The 20574-nt window shown below is 73.2% G+C and carries 17 protein-coding genes; 9 read left to right on the forward strand and 8 right to left on the reverse strand.

Features of this window, described 5'->3' with window-relative positions:
- Window positions 1-81: 81 nt before the first annotated feature.
- The gene (locus ACIPW5_RS22910) at window positions 82-1065 is read right to left on the reverse strand and encodes a hypothetical protein (protein ID WP_401247821.1); all 984 of its coding nucleotides are present in this window, start codon (window positions 1063-1065) and stop codon (window positions 82-84) included.
- A 470-nt stretch (window positions 1066-1535) separates the two neighbouring features.
- On the opposite strand from ACIPW5_RS22910, the gene ACIPW5_RS22915 reads away from it, so the two are divergent.
- From ACIPW5_RS22915 to ACIPW5_RS22925, 3 genes are read left to right on the forward strand one after another with little or no spacing between them, the layout of a single operon-like run.
- Entirely contained in the window at window positions 1536-2972 is a 1437-nt protein-coding gene (locus ACIPW5_RS22915) for an FGGY family carbohydrate kinase (RefSeq protein ID WP_401247824.1), read from the forward strand.
- Window positions 2969-4375 (forward strand): FAD-dependent oxidoreductase, encoded by a 1407-nt coding sequence (locus ACIPW5_RS22920; RefSeq protein WP_401247827.1) that lies wholly within the window; start codon window positions 2969-2971, stop codon window positions 4373-4375. Before ACIPW5_RS22915 ends, ACIPW5_RS22920 begins: the two co-directional genes overlap by 4 nt.
- A gap of 2 nt (window positions 4376-4377) precedes the next feature.
- Window positions 4378-5562 carry an NAD(P)/FAD-dependent oxidoreductase gene (locus ACIPW5_RS22925; protein WP_401247829.1) on the forward strand — a complete coding sequence of 395 codons (1185 nt, stop codon included), beginning with the start codon at window positions 4378-4380 and terminating at the stop codon, window positions 5560-5562.
- Here ACIPW5_RS22925 and ACIPW5_RS22930 read toward each other — a convergent pair.
- From ACIPW5_RS22930 to ACIPW5_RS22940, 3 genes are read right to left on the reverse strand one after another with little or no spacing between them, the layout of a single operon-like run.
- The gene (locus ACIPW5_RS22930) at window positions 5549-6712 is read right to left on the reverse strand and encodes a cytochrome P450 (RefSeq protein ID WP_401247832.1); all 1164 of its coding nucleotides are present in this window, start codon (window positions 6710-6712) and stop codon (window positions 5549-5551) included. The genes ACIPW5_RS22925 and ACIPW5_RS22930 overlap by 14 nt on opposite strands.
- On the reverse strand, window positions 6709-7455 hold the full coding sequence (locus ACIPW5_RS22935) for a response regulator (RefSeq protein ID WP_401247835.1): 747 nt from the start codon (window positions 7453-7455) through the stop codon (window positions 6709-6711). Before ACIPW5_RS22935 ends, ACIPW5_RS22930 begins: the two co-directional genes overlap by 4 nt.
- On the reverse strand, window positions 7452-8708 hold the full coding sequence (locus tag ACIPW5_RS22940; protein ID WP_401247838.1) for a sensor histidine kinase: 1257 nt from the start codon (window positions 8706-8708) through the stop codon (window positions 7452-7454). The genes ACIPW5_RS22935 and ACIPW5_RS22940 overlap by 4 nt, the downstream gene beginning before the upstream one ends.
- A gap of 136 nt (window positions 8709-8844) precedes the next feature.
- On the opposite strand from ACIPW5_RS22940, the gene ACIPW5_RS22945 reads away from it, so the two are divergent.
- The 3 genes from ACIPW5_RS22945 (at window position 8845) to ACIPW5_RS22955 (ending at window position 10363) form a co-directional block, all read left to right on the forward strand.
- Window positions 8845-9195 (forward strand): DUF4190 domain-containing protein, encoded by a 351-nt coding sequence (locus ACIPW5_RS22945; RefSeq protein WP_401247840.1) that lies wholly within the window; start codon window positions 8845-8847, stop codon window positions 9193-9195.
- Between the two features lie 168 nt (window positions 9196-9363).
- Complete coding sequence (locus tag ACIPW5_RS22950) at window positions 9364-9657, forward strand: DUF1330 domain-containing protein (RefSeq protein WP_401247843.1); 294 nt, start codon at window positions 9364-9366, stop codon at window positions 9655-9657.
- 151 nt (window positions 9658-9808) lie between these two features.
- Window positions 9809-10363: a flavoprotein gene (locus ACIPW5_RS22955; protein ID WP_401247846.1), complete on the forward strand. Its 555-nt coding sequence runs from the start codon at window positions 9809-9811 to the stop codon at window positions 10361-10363.
- A gap of 496 nt (window positions 10364-10859) precedes the next feature.
- On the opposite strand, the gene ACIPW5_RS22960 is transcribed toward ACIPW5_RS22955, so the two are convergent.
- Together ACIPW5_RS22960 and ACIPW5_RS22965 are read right to left on the reverse strand one after the other, a co-directional pair.
- Window positions 10860-11075 carry a hypothetical protein gene (locus tag ACIPW5_RS22960; RefSeq protein ID WP_401247848.1) on the reverse strand — a complete coding sequence of 72 codons (216 nt, stop codon included), beginning with the start codon at window positions 11073-11075 and terminating at the stop codon, window positions 10860-10862.
- A 1008-nt stretch (window positions 11076-12083) separates the two neighbouring features.
- The gene (locus ACIPW5_RS22965; RefSeq protein WP_401247851.1) at window positions 12084-13223 is read right to left on the reverse strand and encodes a magnesium and cobalt transport protein CorA; all 1140 of its coding nucleotides are present in this window, start codon (window positions 13221-13223) and stop codon (window positions 12084-12086) included.
- Between the two features lie 125 nt (window positions 13224-13348).
- Here ACIPW5_RS22965 and ACIPW5_RS22970 point away from each other — a divergent pair, with 125 nt between their 5' ends.
- A complete protein-coding gene (locus ACIPW5_RS22970; protein WP_401247854.1) occupies window positions 13349-14485 on the forward strand; it encodes a winged helix DNA-binding domain-containing protein in 1137 nt (378 codons plus the stop codon).
- Window positions 14486-14530: 45 nt separating this feature from the next.
- On the forward strand, window positions 14531-16210 hold the full coding sequence (locus tag ACIPW5_RS22975) for an AMP-binding protein (RefSeq protein WP_401247857.1): 1680 nt from the start codon (window positions 14531-14533) through the stop codon (window positions 16208-16210).
- A gap of 16 nt (window positions 16211-16226) precedes the next feature.
- On the opposite strand, the gene ACIPW5_RS22980 is transcribed toward ACIPW5_RS22975, so the two are convergent.
- A complete protein-coding gene (locus ACIPW5_RS22980; RefSeq protein ID WP_401247860.1) occupies window positions 16227-16715 on the reverse strand; it encodes a glutathione peroxidase in 489 nt (162 codons plus the stop codon).
- A 77-nt stretch (window positions 16716-16792) separates the two neighbouring features.
- Window positions 16793-17677, reverse strand: coding sequence for a hypothetical protein (locus ACIPW5_RS22985; protein ID WP_401247863.1), 885 nt, complete (start codon window positions 17675-17677; stop codon window positions 16793-16795).
- A 268-nt stretch (window positions 17678-17945) separates the two neighbouring features.
- On the opposite strand from ACIPW5_RS22985, the gene gcl reads away from it, so the two are divergent.
- Window positions 17946-19733 (forward strand): glyoxylate carboligase, encoded by a 1788-nt coding sequence (gcl, locus tag ACIPW5_RS22990; RefSeq protein WP_401247866.1) that lies wholly within the window; start codon window positions 17946-17948, stop codon window positions 19731-19733.
- Window positions 19734-20574: the final 841 nt, after the last annotated feature.

The following is a 20574-nucleotide window of genomic DNA, read 5'->3' on the forward strand; positions in this document are numbered from 1 at the left end:
GAAGGGGGAGCGGGGGTGAAGGGGGTGAAGGGGGTGAAGGGGGAAAGGGGGGTGAAGGGGGAGCGGTGCAGCGGGAGGAGGTCAGTCCCGGTCGGCCAGGCTGCGGGACCTGGCGTGCAGGAACACCTCCTCGGCGAGCGCCGGGTCGGCGGGGTCGCGGGTCCGCAGGGCCCAGGGCAGGGTGGTCCAGTACCCGCCCATCGCTTCGAAGACCCGGGCCGCGGCCTCGAACCGGTGCGCTCCCCACAGGGCGTGCGCGAGGTGGTTCAGGTCGAGCGGGGAGGCCTGCGCCGGGTCGGCGTACGGGAACCAGGAGTCCAGGGCGTGGGCGGCGTCGCGGATGGCGTCCTCGGCGACCCAGTGCAGGTCGAGGGCCCGTTCCTGGCCGCCCTCGCGGCGGTAGCGCTCGACGTGGACGTAGAGCGGCAGGAGGTGGACGGGGGACCCGGCCGGGGCCGTGCCGACGGCCCAGCGGGCGAAGTTGGCGGCCTCGGTGCGCCTGGTCCCGTGCGGGCCCGCGTGCACGAACTGGAGCATCCGGTGGTAGGCCTCGCGGTTGTGCGGGTCCCGCTCGTCGGCCTGCGCGAGGATGCCCCACGGCCCGGGAGGGAGCATCGGGCCGGGCGGCGGCAGCCGGTGCTCGTCCATCCGGCGGTCCTCGTCGAGGAGGGCCAGGGCGAGCAGGCACACCCAGGGCACGGGGTCGGCGGGGCTCAGCCCGGCGGTGGTCCGGCAGGACTGCCAGGCCTCCTGCCACAGCTCGTGCGTACGGGGATGGCCCGCACGGTGGGCGCGGACGGCGCGCTCGACGGCGACCCGGGTGTGCATCACGGTCGCCGCCAGGCTGGTGGGCTGCTCGGTCCGCCAGGCCTGGACGACGTCGGAGCCGGCCGCGACGGCGGCGAGGACCTGGGTGCGCTGGGTCCACAGCCCCCAGCCGTCCGTGCGCTCCAGCAGCCGCGCCATCGACAGCCAGCGGCCGGTGCGCAGGTCCTGTACGGCGGCGCGCAGGTCGTTGTCGAGGCCGGCGGGGTGGTAGACGGGCCGGAAGTCGCCGCCGGCCATCACCCCGTCCCGGGTGACGTGCGGCCGGAGCCGGCTCGTACTGCGGTCATCGTGGTCATCGGTCCTCGGATCGCATGGAGGGACGTGTCGGTCCGTCTGGCGTCCGATCGCCGCACCGCGGGGTCGGGCCAGCACCAGGGATGCGTGAACCGTGCGCGAACTGTTCGGCGGACCCCCGCAGTCGAGCCACGGGCGGCGCCGTTACCGCCCGTTGATCGGCGATCACTATAGAGCGGGTGCGGCGGATCTCACCCGGAAACTTTTTCGAGCGCAAGTTTCAAGCCACGGAAGGGAAATGATTGGCCGTCAGTCGACGTCGGCGGACCGGGAGGGATCTTGACGGGCGTCCTCCGCTGATGGAGGCTTCCGACCGGCGGATCAACGGACTTGCGGGGTCAGTGGACCGACGGCGCAACAGATCCGCAGGGACCGCCGCCTGACGGACTGCCGGCGGACGGAACGGAGTGGTGATGACGGGCCCGGTGCTCGCTGTGGACCAAGGCACCTCGGGAACCAAGGCCCTCGTCCTGTGTCCCGACCGCGGGATCATCGGCTCGGCCTCCGCCCCCGTGCGCCCCCGCCACCTGCCCGACGGCCGCGTGGAGGTGGACCCCGCCGAGCTGCTGGGATCCGTCGTCGACGCCGGGCGGGCCGCACTGGCCGCGGCCGGTGAACCGGTGGCGGCCGTGGGCCTGGCCAACCAGGGCGAGACCGTCCTCGCCTGGGACCCGGCGACCGGCGAGCCGCTGACCGACGCCATCGTCTGGCAGGACCGGCGCGCCGCCGGCCTCTGCACCGAACTCGCCCCGCACGCGGACCTGCTGCGCGAACGCACCGGACTCCCGCTCGACCCGTACTTCGCCGCGCCCAAGATGGCCTGGATACGCCGCCACCTGACCCGCCGGGGCGTGGTCACGACCAGCGACGCCTGGCTGGTGCACCGCCTCACCGGCGAGTTCGTCACCGACGCCGCGACCGCCGGCCGCACCCAGCTCCTCGACCTCGACACCGTCGGCTGGTCCCCGGAGGCCCTCGCCGCCTTCGGCCTCACCGGCGAACCGCTGCCGCGGATCGTCGACGCCGACGCGCACGTCGGCACCACCACCGCCTTCGGCCCCGAACTGCCGCTGACCGGACTGCTCGTCGACCAGCAGGCCGCCCTGCTCGCCCAGAGCGTCACCGCACCCGGCACCGCCAAGTGCACCTACGGAACCGGTGCGTTCCTGCTCGCCCAGACCGGGCCGCAGCCGCGCCGCAGCACCACCGGACTCGTCGGCTGCGTCGCCTGGCGGATCGGCGGCCGGACCAGCTACTGCCTCGACGGCCAGGTGTACACGGCCGCCTCCGCCGTACGCTGGCTCACCGACCTCGGCGTCATCTCCGGCGCCCGGGACATCGACACCGTCGGCGCCGGCGTCCCGGACTCCGGCGGCGTCACCTTCGTCCCCGCGCTCGCCGGACTCGCCGCCCCCTGGTGGCGGGGCGACCTGCGCGGCTCCGTCACCGGCCTCGGCCTCGGCACCACCGCCGGACACCTGGTGCACGCCCTGTGCGACGGCATCGCCGCCCAGGTCGCCGAACTCGCCGACGCGGCCGCCGCCGACCTCGGCACCCCGCTCACCGCCCTCCGCGTCGACGGCGGACTCACCCGCTCCGCCCTGCTCATGCAGGCCCAGGCCGACCTGCTCCGGATCCCCGTGGAGGTGTCGGCCCTGCCCGACGCCACCGCCCTCGGCGTCGGTGCCGTCGCCCGCCTCGGCCTCGACCCCTCCCTCACGGTCCACGAGGCCGTCCCGGAGTGGAAGCCGTCCGCCGTCTACGAGCCCAGGGCGACCGCCGAGGCCGCCGCCGAACGCCGCGCCCGCTTCCGCACCGCGGTCGCCGCCCTGCTCGACGGCCCCGCGTGAGCGTCACCACCCGCGGCACCCTGCCCGGCGGCACCTACGACGTCACCGTCATCGGCGCCGGAGTGGTCGGCTCCGCCATCGCCCGCGAACTGGCCCGGATCCCGCTGCGGACCGCCCTGCTCGACGCCTCCGACGACGTCGGGGACGGCACCTCCAAGGCCAACACCGCCATCCTGCACACCGGCTTCGACGCCGTCCCCGGCTCCCTGGAATCCCGGCTGGTCCGCGACGGCAGCCGGCGGCTCGCCGCGTACGCCGCCGAGAGCGGCATCCCGGTGGAGCCGCTCGGAGCCCTCCTCGTCGCCTGGGACGAGGAACAGCACGCCGCCCTCCCCGGCCTCGCCGCCAAGGCCGTCCGCAACGGCTGCCACGACACGCGCACCGTGCCGCCCGAGGAGGTCCGGGCCCGCGAACCGCACCTCGGCCCCGGAGTGCTCGGAGCCCTCGAAGTCCCCGGCGAGGCCGTCATCTGCCCCTGGACGACCACGCTCGCGTACGCCACGCAGGCCGTCCGCGCGGGCGTCGACCTCCACCTCAACTGCCGCGTCAGCGCCGTCACTTCCGGCCCCTCCGGAGACCCGCACGTACTGGCCACCGGCCGCGGACCGCTGCGCACCCGCCACCTGGTCAACGCGGCCGGCCTGCACGCCGACGCGATCGACCGGCTCCTCGGCCACGCCGACTTCACCGTCACCCCCCGGCGCGGCCAGCTGATCGTCTTCGACGAGCTCGCACGGGGCCTCGTACGCCACATCCTGCTGCCGGTGCCGGGCGCGCTCGGCAAGGGCGTCCTGGTCACGCCGACGGTGCACGGCAAGGTCATGCTGGGCCCGACCGCCGAGGACCTGGACGACAAGGCGGCCACCGGCTCGACCGCCGAAGGCATCGCCCTGCTCCGGGAGAAGGGCGGCCGGATCCTGCCCGCCCTGCTGGACGAGGAGGTCACCGCCGTCTACGCGGGACTGCGGGCCGCCACCGGATCCGAGGACTACCGGATCCGCGCCCACCCCGCCCAGCGCTACGTCACCGTCGGTGGGATCCGCTCGACGGGCCTGACCGCCTCGATGGCGATCGCCGCCCACGTCGTGGACCTGCTCGCCGAGGGAGGCCTGCCCGTGACCGGCGCCAGGGACCTCGAACCGGTCCGGATGCCGAACCTGGGCGAGGCGTTCCCCCGCCCCTACCGCGACGCGGAGCTGATCGCGGCGGACCCCGAGTACGGCCGCATCGTCTGCCACTGCGAACGCGTCACCCGCGGCGAGATCCGCGACGCGCTCGGCTCGACCGTCCCGCCCGGCTCCCTCGACGGCCTGCGGCGGCGCACCCGCGCCCGGGCCGGCCGCTGCCAGGGCTTCCACTGCGGGGCCGCGGTCCGGGCGCTGTTCGCATCGAAGGAGCCGTGAGGATGAACCGTACGGACCGGACCGTCGACGTGCTGGTCGTCGGAGCGGGCCCGGCCGGGCTGGCCCTCGCCGCCCGCGCCGCGCAGGCGGGCGCGGGCCGGGTCGAGGTCCTGGAACGGGACGAACGGCCCGGCGGCGTACCCCGCCACTGCCACCACCGCGGGGGCTTCGGCCTGCTGCGCGGCCCGGAGTACGCGGGCCGCGCCGTCGCGGCCGCCCTGGACGCCGGAGCCGCGGTCCGCACCGGCGTCACCGCCACCGGCTGGGCGGGACCGCTGACCCTGGAGACCACGAGCCCCGCCGGACTGGAACGGATCACCGCCCGCGCCGTCGTCCTCGCCACCGGCGCCCGCGAACGCCCCCGCAGCGCCCGTCTGGTACCCGGAACCCGCCCGGCCGGCGTCCTCACCACCGGCGAACTCCAGCAGTCGCTCCACCCGGTGGGCCGTCGGGCGGTGCTGGTCGGAGCCGAACCGGTGGCCCGCCACGCGGCACGCCTCCTCCGCCGGGCGGGGACGCAGGCCGCGGCGATGCTCACGGAACACCCGCACGGCACCGCCCTCCCCGGAATCCCCCTCCTGACCCGGACCACGGTGACCGCCCTCCACGGCCGGGGCCGGCTCACGGGCGTCGCCGTACGCCACCAGGACGGCCGGTCCGGCGTCATCGCCTGCGACACGGTGGTCTTCACCGGCGACTGGATCCCCGACCACGAACTGGCCCGCCGCGGCGGCATCACCCTCGACCCGGGCACCCGGGGCCCCTCCGTGGACCCCTCCTTCCGCACCTCGGCGCCCGGGGTCTTCGCCGTCGGCAACGCCCTCCGCGGCATCGAACCCGCCGCCACCGCAGCGGCCGAGGGCGCCGCCGCCGCCCCCGCCGTCCTCGCCCACCTCTCCGGCACCCCCTGGCCCGTCCCCGGCCCGGCCCTCCTAGCCGACCCGCCCCTGTTCTGGCTCACCCCGAACCACCTGACCGCCTCCGCCACCCGCCCCCTCCTCCTGCGGTCCCGCGAGCCGCTGACCGCCCCCCTGATCCGGGCCCGCCAGGACGGCCGCCTCCTGTGGCACCGCCGCTTCCCCGCCCGCGTCGGCCCGGACCGCTCGCTGCGCCTGCCGCCCGGGTGGACGACGCGGGTCGACCGGGCGGGCGGACCGGTGGTGCTGTCCGTCCTCAGCCGAGGGTGAGGGGCAGGGCGGCCAGACCCCGGGTGAGACGGGTGTGCCGCCAGGCCAGGGACTCCGCCGGGACGGCCAGGCGCGTGTCCGGGAACCGGGTCACGAGCGCCCGCAGCGCGATCTCCGCCTCCGCCCGCGCCAGCGGCGCACCCGGGCAGCGGTGGATGCCGTACCCGAAGGCGAGGTGCCCGCCCGCATCGCGGTCCAGGTCCAGCCGGTCCGGCTCCGGGAACACCGCCGGGTCGCGGTTCGCGGCCCCGGGGGAGACGAGTACCGGGTGGCCGGCCGGGATGCCGACCCCGCCGACGGCCAGGTCCTCCGTACTGTGGCGGAACGTGGCCACGCCCACCGGGGAGTCGAAGCGCAGCAGTTCGTCGAGGGCACCGGGAACCAGGTCCGGGTCCCGGCACAGCCGGTCGAAGGCCTCCGGATGCCGGAGCAGCGCCAGGACGGCGTTGCCGATGAAGTGGGTGGTGGTCTCGTGCCCCGCGACCAGCAGCAGAGCGGCCGACGAAACGGCCTCCTCCCGGCCGAGGCGCAGCAGGGGGCCGAGCGGTCCGTCGTCGGCGGCCGCGTCCACGAGCCCGGTGAAGTAGTCGCCGATCCGGTGCGACGCGGCGTCGACGCGCCCGGTGTCGGCCGCGTCGAACAGCTCGCGCGACCACCCGGCGACCATGACCCGGTCGGCCTCCGGCACCCCCAGCAGCTCGCAGACCACCGTCACCGGCAGCGGCACCGCCAGACCGGCCACCAGGTCCACCTCCGCCCCCGCCCGCCACCCGGCCGTGAGCCCGTCGACGACCCGGGTGATGAAGGGCCGCAGCTCCCGTACCCGCCCGGTGGTGAACAGCGGCGCGACCACCTTCCGCTGGCGCGTGTGCACCGGCGGGTCGCTGGACAGCATGTTGCGCGCCACCGCCGGATGCAGATCCCGGCCCGAACCCCGCCCGGCGAAGAACCGCGCGGCGTCCTTGGACAGCCCCGGCTCGGCGAACGCCTCCCGGGCCTCGCGGTACCCGGTGACCAGATACGCCCGGTGCCCCCCGCCCCCGACGGCCACCCGCTGCACGGGACACCCCGCGCGCAGCCGCTCGTACGTCGGGTAGGGGTCGGCGAAGAACCGCGGGTCGCGCAGGGGATCCGGCGGCGTCCCGGTCACGAAGTCGCCCGTGCGGATGACGAGCCCGGTCCACCGAACCCGGCGAACCCGGGAGCCACCAGGCCGGACTCGTAGGCGATCACCACGGCGTGGGTCCGGTTGTGCGCGCCGAGCTTGGTCAGCACGTTCCCGACGTGCGTCTTCACGGTCTCCAGGCTCAGCGTGAGCGACTCCGCGATCGCCGGGTTGGACAGGCCGGTGGCCATCAGGCGCAGCACCTCCTCCTCGCGCCCGGTCAGCGCCGCGTGGGGGAGTGCCTCGGCGGAGCCCAGCGGGCGGGCGGCGACCATCCGGCGCAGTGCCGCCGGGAAGAGGATCGCCTCCCCGGCCGCCACCACCCGCACCGCCTCCGCGATCTGCCGGACCGGGAGCCGCTTGAGCACGAAGCCGCTCGCCCCCGCGCCGAGCGCGGCGGTGACGTGGTCGTCGTTCTCGAAGGTGGTGATCACCACGACCTTCGGCGGTGCGGCCGACCCGGCCAGCAGCAGCCGGGTGGCCTCGATCCCGTTGCGGCGCGGCATCCGGACGTCCATGAGGACCACGTCGGGCCGCAGGCGCCGGGCCTGCTCGACCGCCTCGACACCGTCGCAGGCCTCACCGACCACCGAGATCCCGGGCTGCGCCGCCAGGAGCAGGCGAAGGCCGCTGCGGGTCACCTCGTCGTCGTCCGCGATCAGGAGGGTGACGCTGTCGGAAGGGGCGGGGCGGACGGCGACGGCTCCGCTCGTCTCGGAGACGGTCATGCCGACCACCGTACCGGCAGCCTCACCGCCAGCCGCCAGTGCTGCTGCCCGTCCGGGCCGGCCTCGATCTCGCCGTGCAGCAACCGCACGCGCTCCGCCAGCCCCGGCAGGCCGTGGCCGGACGTGGGGAAGGCACCCGTGCCGGCGCCCGTGTCCCTGCCCCCGCCGGCCCCGATCCGGTTCACCACACCGAGCTCCAGCCCGTCCGGCGTGCCCGCCACCCGGACCGTGACCGGACCGCCCGCCCCGTGCCGCAGCGCATTCGTCAGCCCCTCCTGCAGGATCCGGTACGCCGCCCGGGAGAGCGTCCCCTGCACCTGCGCGGGCTCGCCCGACAGCTCGAGCTCCACCACCGCCCCTGCGTGCCGCACCCGGTCCACCAGCTCGGGCAGGTCGGCCAGGGTCCGGGTCGGTGCCGTCCCCGCCCCCTCCTCGCGCAGCACGCCCAGTACGTAGTCCAGGTCCTCCAGTGCGGCCCGGGCCGACTCCTCGATGCTGCGCAGGGCGGCCCGTGCCGCCACCGGGTCGGCGGAGAGCAGCTCGCCCGCCACCGCTGCCTGGATCGTGGCCGCCGTCAGGGTGTGCCCGATCGAGTCGTGCAACTCGTGGGCGAGCCGGTTCCGTTCGGCCAGGACCCGCTCCCGCTCGGCCGCCAGCGCCAGCCGTTCGGCCGCCGACGGCCCCAACAGCCTCGGCGCCAACCACCGCAGGGCGTTCGTCACCACCACGCACACGACCGCCGACAGCAGCACGCAGCCGAGCGCGAGCAGCCAGCTGGGCCAGCCTCCGTTCACCCGGACCACCCGGCCGGGCAGATCCAGCCCCGCCCAGACTCCGGTCCAGCCCCCGGGCAGGGCCAGGCCCGCGAACAGGAGCGCACCGCTGAGGAGACCGCCCGTCCACCCGAGCGCCACGTGCAGGAGCAGCCAGACCGGCGTCTGCCAGCGGTCGGCGCTGCGCGGAGTTGCGGGCCGGGGGCCCGCCGAGGGATCCGGCAGCCCCACCCCCAGCAGCCGGCGGGCCGACACGATCAGCGCCCGCCGCGTCGTACGGGCGAGCCCCGCCGCACCGACCAGCGCTGCCCAGACCAGGAGGACCACGGCGATCCGGGCTCCCTGCGGAGCGGGGTGCCACGCGAGTGCCGGCAGCAGGGCGAAGGGCAGCAGCGGAAGGCTGGCCAACGCGCCGGCATGGGCGAACACCATGCCCACATACGTGGAGCCGCGCAGAAACGGCCGGAATGCCCTGATCACGCCGGCCAGTATGACCCGGCGGCCGACCGCCGGCCTCCCCCGATCGGGGGAGTGCCCTTTCCCTCCATTCCGCGATGCGCACCCGCCACCCCCGAACCCATGATCGTGCCCTGCCCCGTTGACGAGAGGACCGCTGATGAACACGCAAGGAACCGGGACCCGCCCTCCGGCCGACAGGAACGGACTGGCCGTGGCCTCCATGGTGCTCGGCATCATCGGCTGGGTCACCTCGATCGTCTTCGTCGGCGGTCTGCTCGGCGTCATCGGAGCGGTCCTGGGCATCGCCGCTCTGTGGAAGGCCCAGCGGACCGGCACCGGCCGGGGCATGTCCGTCACCGGCCTGGTGACGTCGTCCCTCGCGATCGCGGTGTCCGTCCTGGTCGCCGTCTTCATGACCTGGTACGCCAACGAGACGCAGCAGTGCTACGACCCCGGCAGCTTCCGGCAGTACCGGCAGTGCGTCCACCAGCAGCTCACCGGACACTGACCGGCGGGGCAACGGCGAAGACGTCTCCGGTGGCCCGTTCCCGGGCGCAACCTGCCGGTCCCCTCCATGATGTCCATCGTCGGCAACCTCGGGCAGCGCGCCCGGGCCGGCACCGGCTACGGCGATCACCCGCACGTCGGATGCACTCGTCCCCACACTGGAGGTTCCATGCCCAAGGGCTACTGGGTCAGCGTCTACCGCACCGTTTCGGACCCCGAGAAGCTCGCCGCCTACAGCGAGCTGGCCGGTGCGGCCGTCAAGGCCGCGGGCGGCCGCACCCTCGCCCGTGGCGGCCGGGTCGCGGCGTACGACGCCGGAATCGCCGAGCGGACCGTCCTGATCGAGTTCGACAGCTTCGAGCAGGCCGTCGCGGCGCGCGAGACCGCGGCCTACCAGGAAGCGCTGGCCGTGCTGGCCGACGCCGTCGAGCGCGACTTCCGCATCGTCGAAGGCACCGACTGACCCGGCCCCCGTCCGGCTCTCCACCGCCATCCGCCCGAGGGGACCAGAACGCCGATCACATCCGCGGCCTGGCCCCCGCCCGCCCCGCTGTCGAGGCCGTCGTACGCTGCCGGAGCTCCGCCACTTCAGCCGCCGACTTGGGAGTATCCGCGTGACCGCGCCGCAGCCGAAACCCTTCCTGTACGTCGTCGTCTGTGCCGCCGGGATCGCCGGCGACGTCGGCAGACTCATTGCCGCAGCGCAGGAACGGGGCTGGGACGTCGGCGTCATCGCCACGCCGCAAGGTCTCGAGTTCCTCGACGTCCGGGCGATCGAGGAGCAGACCGGGTACCCGGTCAGGTCCGCCTGGCGCTCGCCCGGCGAGGCACGGACCTACCCGCGGGCCGATGCCATCGCGGTCGCGCCGGCCACGTTCAACACGGTCAACAAGTGGGCCGCCGGCTTCGCCGACAACCTGGCCCTCGGCATCCTCTGCGAAGCACCCGGCATGGGCATCCCCACGCTCCTCCTGCCCTACGTGAACACCGCGCTCGCCGCCCACCGGGCCTACCGGCGCAGCATCGTCGAGCTCCGGGAGATGGGCGTCCTGATCGGCAGCTACGAGCCCCACCGCCCGAAGTCCGGAGGCGGGGCTGACCGCTTCCCCTGGGAGGAAGCGGTCGATCTGCTCACGCCGCTCCTCCGTGCCGGGGCCGTGCCGCAGTGAACGTGTTGGCATTGCCCCTCGGGGCGGCCGGGCCCACCCGACAGCAGAACGCTGAGGGGCGACGGACTATCGCAGCGGCCGGGCCCGACCACCCGAACTGATCAGTCCCGTCCGAGGCTTTCCGGGCCGGCGGGGCCATGTCGGGTGCCCGTTGGATGCCTCGCCGCGGACGGGCCGTCGCTGTCCGGCCGCTGGCGCCGAGACGGCGGGCTCTGGCGCAGACTGCTGTGCGACGGAGCTGTCGCCGAACGGTCCGCGTCGTGCGGACCTCCAGATCGGTTGGAGCGGCGACCACTGACAGAACCTGATGCACCGTCACAATCGTGTGGGCGGCAGGGGTGCAAGTCGGCCACGTCTTCGCGAGCCCCGGCTGACTCCATGGCCCGCTGGCCGCGTTCTCCCCAGATTCTCGCCCGCAGCCTCATCTGCTGGCGCCGGCTGACATGCTCGCGCGGGAGCGCCCCGCGGCGCGTGGCTGCGGGGCGCCCAGTGGCCGTTAGTCGACCATCTGCCCGTCGCCCGTACCGCCGACGCACGTCATCCCGACCACCTTTCCGCCGCCGTCCACACACTCACCCGGGGTGAGGCTTTCGGTGTGGGCGGTAGTGGTGGCCGTGTGGGTGGCGGCCGTGGCGGTGGCGGCACCTGTGAGGCCGAGCCCGGCGAAGGCTGCCGTGGCGATGACGGCGGCGAGAGTTCGTCGAATGCGCATGTGGTTTCCCTTTCGCGGATTGCCTCGGTTGGGGCACTACTCAGCTTGATCTTCACCCATGTGGGTGGCGCGTTTGATTACTCCATTCGAGTGACCCCTGCAGGAGTGGCCACCGGCGACGCAGGGGCGGGGCCGGTGCCGCAACCCGCGCGGTTCGGGTTCGAGCCGTGGCCCTTGTCGCCGAGCAGGGCTTCCGTGCGTCGGCGGGGCCGGCCGGGCCTGCCCGCGACGGGCGGGATGCCGTCGACCAGACCAGGCCAGACCAGACCAGGGCGAGGGTCCGGGCGACGTCGTTGACGTTCGCTCCAGTAAAGATGACCTTGAGCAGAGTGCCGCGTCCGTCGCAGATGGCGAGGTCGTCCGGGAGAACAGCACATAGCGAACGGCCGGAGGAACAGGTGGCTCAGATCTGGGCGGGGACGGACATCGGCAAGACGCACCACCACTGCGTGGTCCTGGACACCGAGGGCAGGCGGCTGCTATCACGACGGGTACGTTCACGCGCCAGCGTGACCTGTGGTCCAAGGGTCGTCACCTGCTCCTGGTCGCCTCCATGGACGTCTACGGGCGGTACGGGATTACGCGAGTGGGCAAGTCGGTTCGACGACGCGGGGCCAGAGACCAGGAACAGCAACTGCGCGTCACCCATGTGCGCCGGCTGCGGAGGTGACGAGACCAACCATGTGGCTTGGCGGAAGTTCCGAGAGCACGGCCGCACGTTGCTGGTCGCGAACGCCAACCGAACCCCCGCGGAGCAGGCCCTCGGCTGCGACATCATCTCCTGCAACGTCACGCGCCATAGCCTCGTACTCGTGCAGTACAAGAAGCTCGATGCCGAGCGAGGCGGCTTCTACTAACCAAACAGCGGCCTACGGGAACATCTAGCAGAACGGCCGTGGGTGGAGTGACCGCCCTGCTTTCGCTGCGGCGCATTCTCCCCAGGCCCCTGTAGCGGACCCCCAACTGCATTCGCTGACGCGAAGTGGACCGCAGGCTCTGCGCTGTCTGCTATAGCCAGTCGCGCTTCTTGAAGATGACGTACAGGCTCGTGCAAACCACCGCCATCAGCAGGATCGCGAAGGGGTAGCCGGCGGCCCAGTGCAGTTCGGGCATGGTCTCGAAGTTCATGCCGTAGATGGTGCCTACCAGGGTGGGGGCGAAGAGGATGGCGGCCCAGCTGGAGATCTTCTTGATCTCCTCGTTCTGTTCGAAGCCCGCCTCCGCCAGCGCGCGCATCTCGGCGTTCTGTTGCTGCGAGACCAGGGTGGCGTTCACCGTGAGGATTTCGGTGAGGGCCTGGCGGAAGCCGTCGACGCGCTCGCTTGTGTGGGTTACGTGGTCGGCCACGTCGCGGAGGTAGCGCTGGAGTTCCTCGTCCGTGCCGTACTTGGCGAAGCCCGCCATCAGGCCGTGGAGCATGCCGACCAGGGGGCGGGTGGCGCGCTGGAACTCGACCATTTCGCGGGAGAGTTCGTAGATGCGGCGGGACACCTCCGGGTCGCCGCGGAAGACCTCCGTCTCGATCTCGTCCATGTCGGTCTGGACGCCCGCCACGACCGGGGCGTAGCCGTCCACCACCGCGTCGAGGATCGCGTACAGGACGGCCTCTGGGCCGAGGGAGAGGAGGTCCGGGGTCTCCTCCATGCGGCGGCGGACGGTGGTGAGGTCCGGGGCCGCGCCGTGGCGGACCGTGATCAGGAAGTCCGGGCCGACGAAGATGTGGAGCTCGCCGAAGTCGACCTCCTCCAGGGCGTCCAGGTAGCGGGCCGCGCGCAGGACCACGAAGAGGGTGTCGCCGTAGCGCTCCAGCTTGGGGCGCTGGTGGGCCTCCAGGGCGTCTTCGATCGAAAGCGGGTGGAGGTCGAACTCGGCGGCCAGGGAGTGGAGTTCGGACTCCGTGGGGCGGTGGAGGCCGATCCAGGCCATGCCGTCCGGTTGCTCGCGCAGCAGCCGGAAGGTGTCCGCGAGGGTGGTGGGGGTGGCGACCCGGCGGCCGTCGCGGTAGACGGCGGAGTCGATCACGCTCGCGCGGTCCGCCGGTGCCGGGCCGGGGGTCGCCGAGGGGGGCGTGGCGGCGGGGCCGGGCGGGCGGAGCCAGCCCGAGCGCCTCGACGGGGAGGAGGGGCGGCGGTTCGGTCGCTCCGACATCGCAGGTCAGCTCCGGAGGAGTGGGGGTCAGGGGCTTGGCGGCTTGGCGGCTTGGGGGCCTTGGGGGCTTGGGGGCGTTGCGATTGAGGACAGAGGGTGTCCGCAAGGGGGAGTAGGTTGCCGGTATGGCTTCCAGGACGAACCCCGTACTCGACACCCGCGCTCTGAACCGTGCCACGCTCGCCCGCCAGCTGCTGCTGAGCCGCGCCGAGATGTCCCCGCAGGACGCCGTCGCGCACCTGCTCGGGCTCCAGGCGCAGAACGTGAAGCCCCCGTACTTCCAGCTCCACGCCCGGCTCGCCGGGTTCCGGCCCGAGCAGCTGGCCACGCTGATGGAGCAGCGCGAGGTGGTCCGGATGGTGACCATGCGCTCCACCATCCACACCCACACCGTCCGGGACGCCCTCGTCCTGAGGCCGCTCGTCCAGGGGGCCCGGGACCGGGAGGTGAACTACTTCCGGAAGGGGCTGGCCGGAGTGGACCTGGAGCGGCTGGCCCGGCGCGCGCGGGACTTCGTCGAGGAGGAGCCGCGCACGATGGGGGAGATCCGCGAGGAGCTGCTGCGGGAGTGGCCCTCCGCCGATCCGCAGTCGCTGGCCGTGGCCGCCCGCTGCCTGCTCCCGCTCGTACAGGTCACCCCGCGCGGGGTGTGGGGACGCAGCGGGCAGGTGCGGCTGACGAGTCTCGAGTGCTGGGTGGGGGAGACCGATGTGGCCGAGGCGGAGGGGGCCGAGGCGGAGGGGGCCGACGCCGGCATCGACGCCGTCGTGCTGCGCTACCTGGGTGCCTTCGGGCCCGCCTCCGTCAAGGACATGCAGACCTGGGCCGGCCTCACCCGGCTGCGCGAGGCCTTCGAGCGGCTGCGCCCCCGGCTGGCCGCCTTCCGCGACGAGAACGGCGTCGAGCTCTTCGACCTGCCCGACGCACCCCGCCCCGACGCCGGCACGCCCGCACCGCCCCGCTTCCTCCCCGAGTTCGACAACCTGCTCCTTTCGCACGCCGACCGGTCCCGCGTGATCCCCCCGGAGGCCAAGGGCCGCAGCTGGACCGGCAACCAGGCCCACCGCACCCTCCTCGTCGACGGGTTCCTCGCCGGGCTCTGGCAGACGGACGACGAGGGCGGCCGCCCGGGCCTCACCGTCGAGCTCTTCGGTACGCAGACCCGCGCGCGCAAGGACGAGATCGCCGCCGAGGGCGAAGCCCTCCTCGCCGGGATGGCCGGCGCGCCCGGACCCGTCCGCTTCGGGTCAATCCACGGCTGACGCCGCCCTGGTGGAGGCACTGTCCGGCGCGGCACGATGCCTCCCATGACGGAGAACAGCGCCACCGAAAGCTTCCAGGCCGCGCGGGACTTCCTGCTCGAACACCGCGGGAAGTACGACGCCGCACGCGCCGGCTTCACCTGGCCCCGCCCCGAGCGCTTCAACTGGGCCCTCGACTGGTTCGACCACATCGCGCACGGGAACGGCGCCGACGCCCTGCGCATCGTGGAGGAGGACGGCACCAGCCGCTCCGTCTCCTTCGGCGAGATGAGCGTACGGTCGGACTCCGCCGCCAACTGGCTCCGCGCCCAGGGCGTCGCCGCCGGCGACCGGATCCTCGTCATGCTCGGCAACCAGAGAGAGCTCTGGGAGGTGATGCTCGGCGCGATGAAGCTGCGCGCCGTCGTCATCCCCGCCACCCCGCTGCTCGGCCCGGCCGACCTGCGCGACCGGGTCGACCGGGGCCACGTGCGCCACGTCATCGCGCGCGCCGAGGACACCCACAAGTTCGACGAGGTCCCCGGCACCTACACCCGCATCGCCGCCGGGGCCGAGGTCCCCACCGGATGGCGGCGGCTGGAGGACCTCTACGCGACCGACTGCACCTTCACCCCGGACGGCACCACCCTCGCCACCGACCCCCTGATGCTCTACTTCACCTCGGGCACCACCGCCCACCCCAAGCTGGTCGAGCACACGCACGCCTCGTACCCGATCGGGCACCTCTCCACCATGTACTGGCTCGGGCTGCGCCCCGGCGACGTCCACCTCAACATCGCCTCGCCCGGCTGGGCCAAGCACGCCTGGTCCAACCTCTTCGCCCCCTGGAACGCGGGCGCCACCATCTTCGTCCACAACTACGCCCGCTTCGACGCCGAGCGCCTCATGGCCGAGATGGACCGCGGCGGCGTCACCACCTTCTGCGCCCCGCCCACCGTCTGGCGGATGCTGATCCAGTCCGACCTCACCAAGCTGCGCAGGCCCCCGCGCGAGGCCGTCGCCGCCGGCGAACCCCTGAACCCGGAGGTCATCGAGCGGGTCCGGGACGCCTGGGGCATCACCATCCGCGACGGCTTCGGCCAGACCGAGACCACCCTCCAGGTGGGCAACTTCCCCGGAGCCGAGGTGAAGCCCGGGTCCATGGGCCGCCCCGCGCCCGGGTACGAGATCGTCCTGCTGGACGCCGTCACCGGCAAGGAGTCCCCCGTCGAGGGCGAGCTGTGCGTGGACCTGCGCCACGCCCCCGCCGGCGTGATGACCGGCTACCGGGACGACCCCGAGCGGACCGCCGAGGCCATGGCCGACGGGCTCTACCGCACCGGCGACATCGCCTCGCGCGACGCCGACGGGTACCTCACCTACGTGGGCCGGGCCGACGACGTCTTCAAGGCCTCCGACTACAAGATCAGCCCCTTCGAGCTGGAGAGCGCCCTCCTGGAGCACGAGGCCGTGGCCGAGGCGGCCGTCGTCCCCGCCCCCGACGAGCTGCGCCTGGCGGTGCCGAAGGCGTACATCACCCTCGCCGCCGGCTGGGAGCCCGGGAAGGAGACCGCCCGGGCGCTCTTCGAGCACTCCCGGGCGGTCCTCTCCCCCTACAAGCGGATCCGGCGCATCGAGTTCGCCGAGCTCCCCAAGACCGTCTCCGGCAAGATCCGCCGGGTCGAGCTGAGAGAGCTCACCGCGGCCGGCTCGGCGGGGGAGTACGACGAGGCCGACCTGGGCTGAGCAGGGCGTACGGGGTTCAGCCCGGCAGCTGCGCCTCGATCGCGGCGATGACCTCGGGGGCCTCGGGCTCGGTACGCGGGCGGAAGCGCGCGACGACCTCGCCGGCGGGGGAGATCAGGAACTTCTCGAAGTTCCACTGGATGTCCCCCGCCTCGCCCTCGGCGTCCGGGGTCTTCACCAGCTCCTGGTACAGGGGGTGCCGGTTCTCGCCGTTGACCTCGGACTTCTCCAGCATCGGGAAGGTCACGCCGAAGCCGGCCGCGCAGAAGGTCTGGATGTCCTCCGCGTTGCCCGGCTCCTGGCCGCCGAACTGGTTGCACGGCACACCTATAACGGTGAAGCCCTTCGCCTCGTACGCGAACTGGAGCCGGGCGAGCCCCGAGTACTGGGGGGTGAGCCCGCACTGGGAGGCGGTGTTCACCAGCAGGATGGCCTTGCCCCGGTGGGCCGCCAGGCTGGTGGGCTCGTCGTCCAGGGTGGTCAGCGGGATGTCGTACAGGCTCATCGGGCTCTCCTCGGCGGGAATCGAAAGAAGGGGCGCGGCTGGGGCGCCGTCCTCACGGACATCGACAGCGCCTGAGCCTAGGCCCCCATTCCCACCAGCCGGTCCGCCGGGTCGTTGACCGGCTGCGGCATGCCCGTCAGGTCCATCACGAACAGCGGTATCCCCAGGTCGTCCGCCCGGCCCCGGGCCTCCTCGGTGTACCCGGCCAGGGAGAAGTAGACGCTGGTCGCCGAGGCCGTCAGGCCGTTCAGCCACACGCACTCCACCGCCCGCAGCCCCGCCGGAGCCGTCGTCGGGTCCACCTGCGCCACCACCCCGGGGGCCCGCAGGTCCACCACCGCCGAGGGGATCGGGACCGCGTCGGGCTGGCGCACGTCCTGGAACCCGAGCCAGCGCAGGTACAGCGCGGCCGTGACGACCGCGTCCCGGGCGGTACGGATGGTCACGGGCCGGAACGCCGACCGCGACACCCCCGGCCGCGGCACCGGGGACCTCCCGGCCCCGGGCCCCGTACGCGGCCCCACGCCGCCCCCGGCCCCGGAGTCCCCGGCCCCGGAGTCCCCCGCCCCCGTGTCCGCCCCCGCCCCTCCCGCGGGGCCGCCGGGCCCCGCCGCACCGGCTTCCGGCCGCGCCGGGTCCTGCCGTACGCCGTCCCGCGCGCCCGCGCCCGCGGGCCCGCCGGGGCCGGCCGGCTGCTCCAGCGGGTGCACGGGCACCCGTACGACCGTCCCGCAGGAGCCGCAGCCCACCTCCGGGTGCGGCCACTCGCTCTCCCGCCCGCAGGCCCCGCAGCGCACCGTCACCCAGGCCTCCGACCAGTTCCGGTGGGTGAGGGGGACGGGCGCCGCCGCCAGGTCCAGCGGCGGCGCGACCGGGCTCCCGCAGGCACAGGGGTAGACCGGGACGCTGTAGCCGTTCTCGCGCCGGCACGAAGGACAGCGCACCGGTACCGCTTCCGCCATGAGACCTGGACCCCCTCCGTCGCTGTGCGTGGGTCCATGCTCCACCACCGGCGACCGCCGGGCGGCGCGGACCGACCGATTCACGCCGATCCGGCTCCGGGCCCTGGTCTTTTGTACAAGTCGCCGAACGCAATGCGGCTTTTGGTGTGTTCCGGGGTCGCCAACCGCCTTGACGTGCGTGAAGTCGCGCCTTAGCTTGTTCCGTATAGCAGAACAAGAATTCCGGATGACGGAAAAAGTCTGACCGCCAGACCCGCAGGAGAACCTGATGCCTCGTATGACAGCCGCCGCTGCCGCAGTTGAGATCCTCAAGCTCGAGGGTGTCGAACAAGCGTTCGGCGTGCCCGGTGCTGCGATCAACCCGTTCTACCGCGAGCTCAAGAACGTGGGCGGCATCGCGCACACGCTGGCCCGCCACGTCGAGGGCGCCTCGCACATGGCCGAGGGCTACACCCGTGCCCAGGCGGGCAACATCGGCGTCTGCATCGGTACCTCGGGTCCGGCCGGCACCGACATGATCACCGGCCTGTACTCCGCCATCGCGGACTCGATCCCGATCCTCTGCATCACCGGTCAGGCTCCGGTCTCGAAGCTCCACAAGGAGGACTTCCAGGCCGTCGACATCGCCACGATCGCCAAGCCCGTCACCAAGGCCGCCACCACGGTCCTGGAGGCCGCGCAGGTCCCCGGCGTCTTCCAGCAGGCCTTCCACCTGATGCGCTCCGGCCGTCCGGGCCCGGTCCTGATCGACCTCCCGATCGACGTCCAGCTGACCGAGATCGAGTTCGACCCCGCGACCTACACCCCGCTGCCGGTCTACAAGCCGCAGGCCAGCCGCGCCCAGGCCGAGAAGGCCCTGAGCTTCCTGCTGGAGGCCGAGCGCCCGCTGATCGTCGCCGGCGGCGGCATCATCAACGCCGACGCCTCCGACCTGCTGGTCGAGTTCGCCGAGCTGACGAACATCCCGGTCATCTCCACCCTCATGGGCTGGGGCACCATCCCGGACGACCACGAGCTGGCCGCCGGCATGGTCGGCGTCCAGACCGCGCACCGCTACGGCAATGCGACCTTCCTGGAGTCGGACACGGTCATCGGCATCGGCAACCGCTGGGCCAACCGTCACACCGGCTACAACATGGACGCCTACACCAAGGGCCGCAAGTTCGTCCACGTCGACATCGAGCCCACCCAGCTGGGCCGGATCTTCGCCCCCGACTTCGGCATCGCCTCCGACGCCAAGGCCGCCCTGGAGCTCTTCATCGAGGTCGCGAAGGAGTGGAAGGCCGAGGGCAAGCTCCCCGACTTCTCCGCCTGGGCCGCCTCCGCGCAGGAGCGCAAGGCCACCCTGCAGCGCCGTACGCACTTCGAGAACATCCCCATGAAGCCGCAGCGCGTCTACGAGGAGATGAACAAGGCGTTCGGCCCGGAGACCCGCTACGTCACCACCATCGGCCTCTCCCAGATCGCGGCCGCGCAGTTCCTGCACGTCTACAAGCCGCGCCACTGGGTCAACTGCGGCCAGGCCGGCCCCCTCGGCTGGACCATCCCGGCCGCCATCGGCGCCGCCACCGCGCAGCCCGACGTCCCGGTCGTCGCCCTCTCCGGCGACTACGACTTCCAGTTCATGATCGAGGAGCTGGCGGTCGCCGCCCAGCACAAGGTCCCCTACGTCCACGTCCTCGTGAACAACGCCTACCTGGGCCTGATCCGCCAGGCGCAGAGCAACCTGGGCATCAACTTCGAGGTCAACCTCGAGTTCGAGAACATCAACACCCCGGAGCTCGGCGTCTACGGCGTCGACCACGTCAAGGTCGCCGAGGGCCTGGGCGTCAAGGCCATCCGCGTCACCGACCCGGACAAGCTGGGCGAGGCCTTCGAGGAGGCCAAGAAGCTGGCGCAGGAGTTCCAGGTCCCGGTCGTCGTCGAGGCGATCCTGGAGCGCGTCACCAACATCGCGATGAGCAAGACGGTCGACATGAGCAACGTCACCGAGTTCGAAGAGCTCGCGACCGAGCCGGGCCACGCCCCGACCGCGATCAAGACCCTCCAGGTCTGATCCACCCCGCACGCGGCCCGCGGCCCCCGCCCCTCCGGAAGGAGGGGCGGGGGCCGCTCCGCGTCCGGGGGTACGGGGCTTGCGGCGCGGGCCGGCCATCACCCCCTCGACCCCCGCCGGCCCATCGGCGCCTGCCCACCCGCCTCCCGGGTGCGGGTGGGTTGCCGGGAGCGGGATCTCCCCGGACGGTCTCGGGGAGGGTTTGGGGGTTTCCCGGCAGTCCATCGTCCTTCCGTGTCGGGCCGGTCCCTCAAGGGCGCTCCTTCGTCGCGTCGCTTCGCGATGTCGCTGCGCTCCACCCTTGACCGACCGACCCGCCCCGGAAAGCCGAAAGACTGCCGGGAAACCCCCAAAAGAACGGTCACGGGGAGAAGGAGCAGGGACGGGCCCGTCAGCGACGAGACGAGGGGCCGGGCGCCGGCCCGCCGGGCCCCGGGCCCTCAGCGGCCTCGTTCCGCGCCAGGGGCGCGACGACCTGCACGAGAGGTTGATCGGAGCACCCTGGCATGCACCCAAGCGCGACAGATCGCTACGCGCTCCTCACATCTCAGCGTCCGACGACCGCCTTGGGCGGATACCTGCACCAGAGGACGAACAGAGCAGCCCAGGGAGCCGACAGGCGCAGCAGATCGCTACGCGCTTCTCTGGTCTCGGCGGCTGACGGCCGTCTCGGGCTGGTCCGGGGCGGGTTCGACGCTGGCGATGGCCGGCGGTGTGCGGCTCACCGAGGCCCGACTGCGTGAGCTTGCCGGAACCTGCGACGTCCAGGTGTACCGGTAGGCATGCTGCCTACGTGGCGGCCGATCCGAACCGACTCCACCCTGTTCGTCGGGGCGTTCGA

The organism is Streptomyces sp. NPDC090077, from assembly GCF_044747545.1.
Lineage (GTDB): Bacteria > Actinomycetota > Actinomycetes > Streptomycetales > Streptomycetaceae > Streptomyces.

Coding starts and splice junctions, on each gene's coding strand:
- ACIPW5_RS22910 (WP_401247821.1), bottom strand. CDS start 1,065: ATGGCCGGCGGCGACTTCCGGCCCGTCTACCACCCCGCCGGCCTCGAC.
- ACIPW5_RS22915 (WP_401247824.1), top strand. CDS start 1,536: ATGACGGGCCCGGTGCTCGCTGTGGACCAAGGCACCTCGGGAACCAAG.
- ACIPW5_RS22925 (WP_401247829.1), top strand. CDS start 4,378: ATGAACCGTACGGACCGGACCGTCGACGTGCTGGTCGTCGGAGCGGGC.
- ACIPW5_RS22935 (WP_401247835.1), bottom strand. CDS start 7,455: ATGACCGTCTCCGAGACGAGCGGAGCCGTCGCCGTCCGCCCCGCCCCT.
- ACIPW5_RS22945 (WP_401247840.1), top strand. CDS start 8,845: ATGAACACGCAAGGAACCGGGACCCGCCCTCCGGCCGACAGGAACGGA.
- ACIPW5_RS22950 (WP_401247843.1), top strand. CDS start 9,364: ATGCCCAAGGGCTACTGGGTCAGCGTCTACCGCACCGTTTCGGACCCC.
- ACIPW5_RS22960 (WP_401247848.1), bottom strand. CDS start 11,075: ATGCGCATTCGACGAACTCTCGCCGCCGTCATCGCCACGGCAGCCTTC.
- ACIPW5_RS22965 (WP_401247851.1), bottom strand. CDS start 13,223: ATGTCGGAGCGACCGAACCGCCGCCCCTCCTCCCCGTCGAGGCGCTCG.
- ACIPW5_RS22970 (WP_401247854.1), top strand. CDS start 13,349: ATGGCTTCCAGGACGAACCCCGTACTCGACACCCGCGCTCTGAACCGT.
- ACIPW5_RS22975 (WP_401247857.1), top strand. CDS start 14,531: ATGACGGAGAACAGCGCCACCGAAAGCTTCCAGGCCGCGCGGGACTTC.
- ACIPW5_RS22980 (WP_401247860.1), bottom strand. CDS start 16,715: ATGAGCCTGTACGACATCCCGCTGACCACCCTGGACGACGAGCCCACC.
- ACIPW5_RS22985 (WP_401247863.1), bottom strand. CDS start 17,677: ATGGCGGAAGCGGTACCGGTGCGCTGTCCTTCGTGCCGGCGCGAGAAC.
- gcl (WP_401247866.1), top strand. CDS start 17,946: ATGCCTCGTATGACAGCCGCCGCTGCCGCAGTTGAGATCCTCAAGCTC.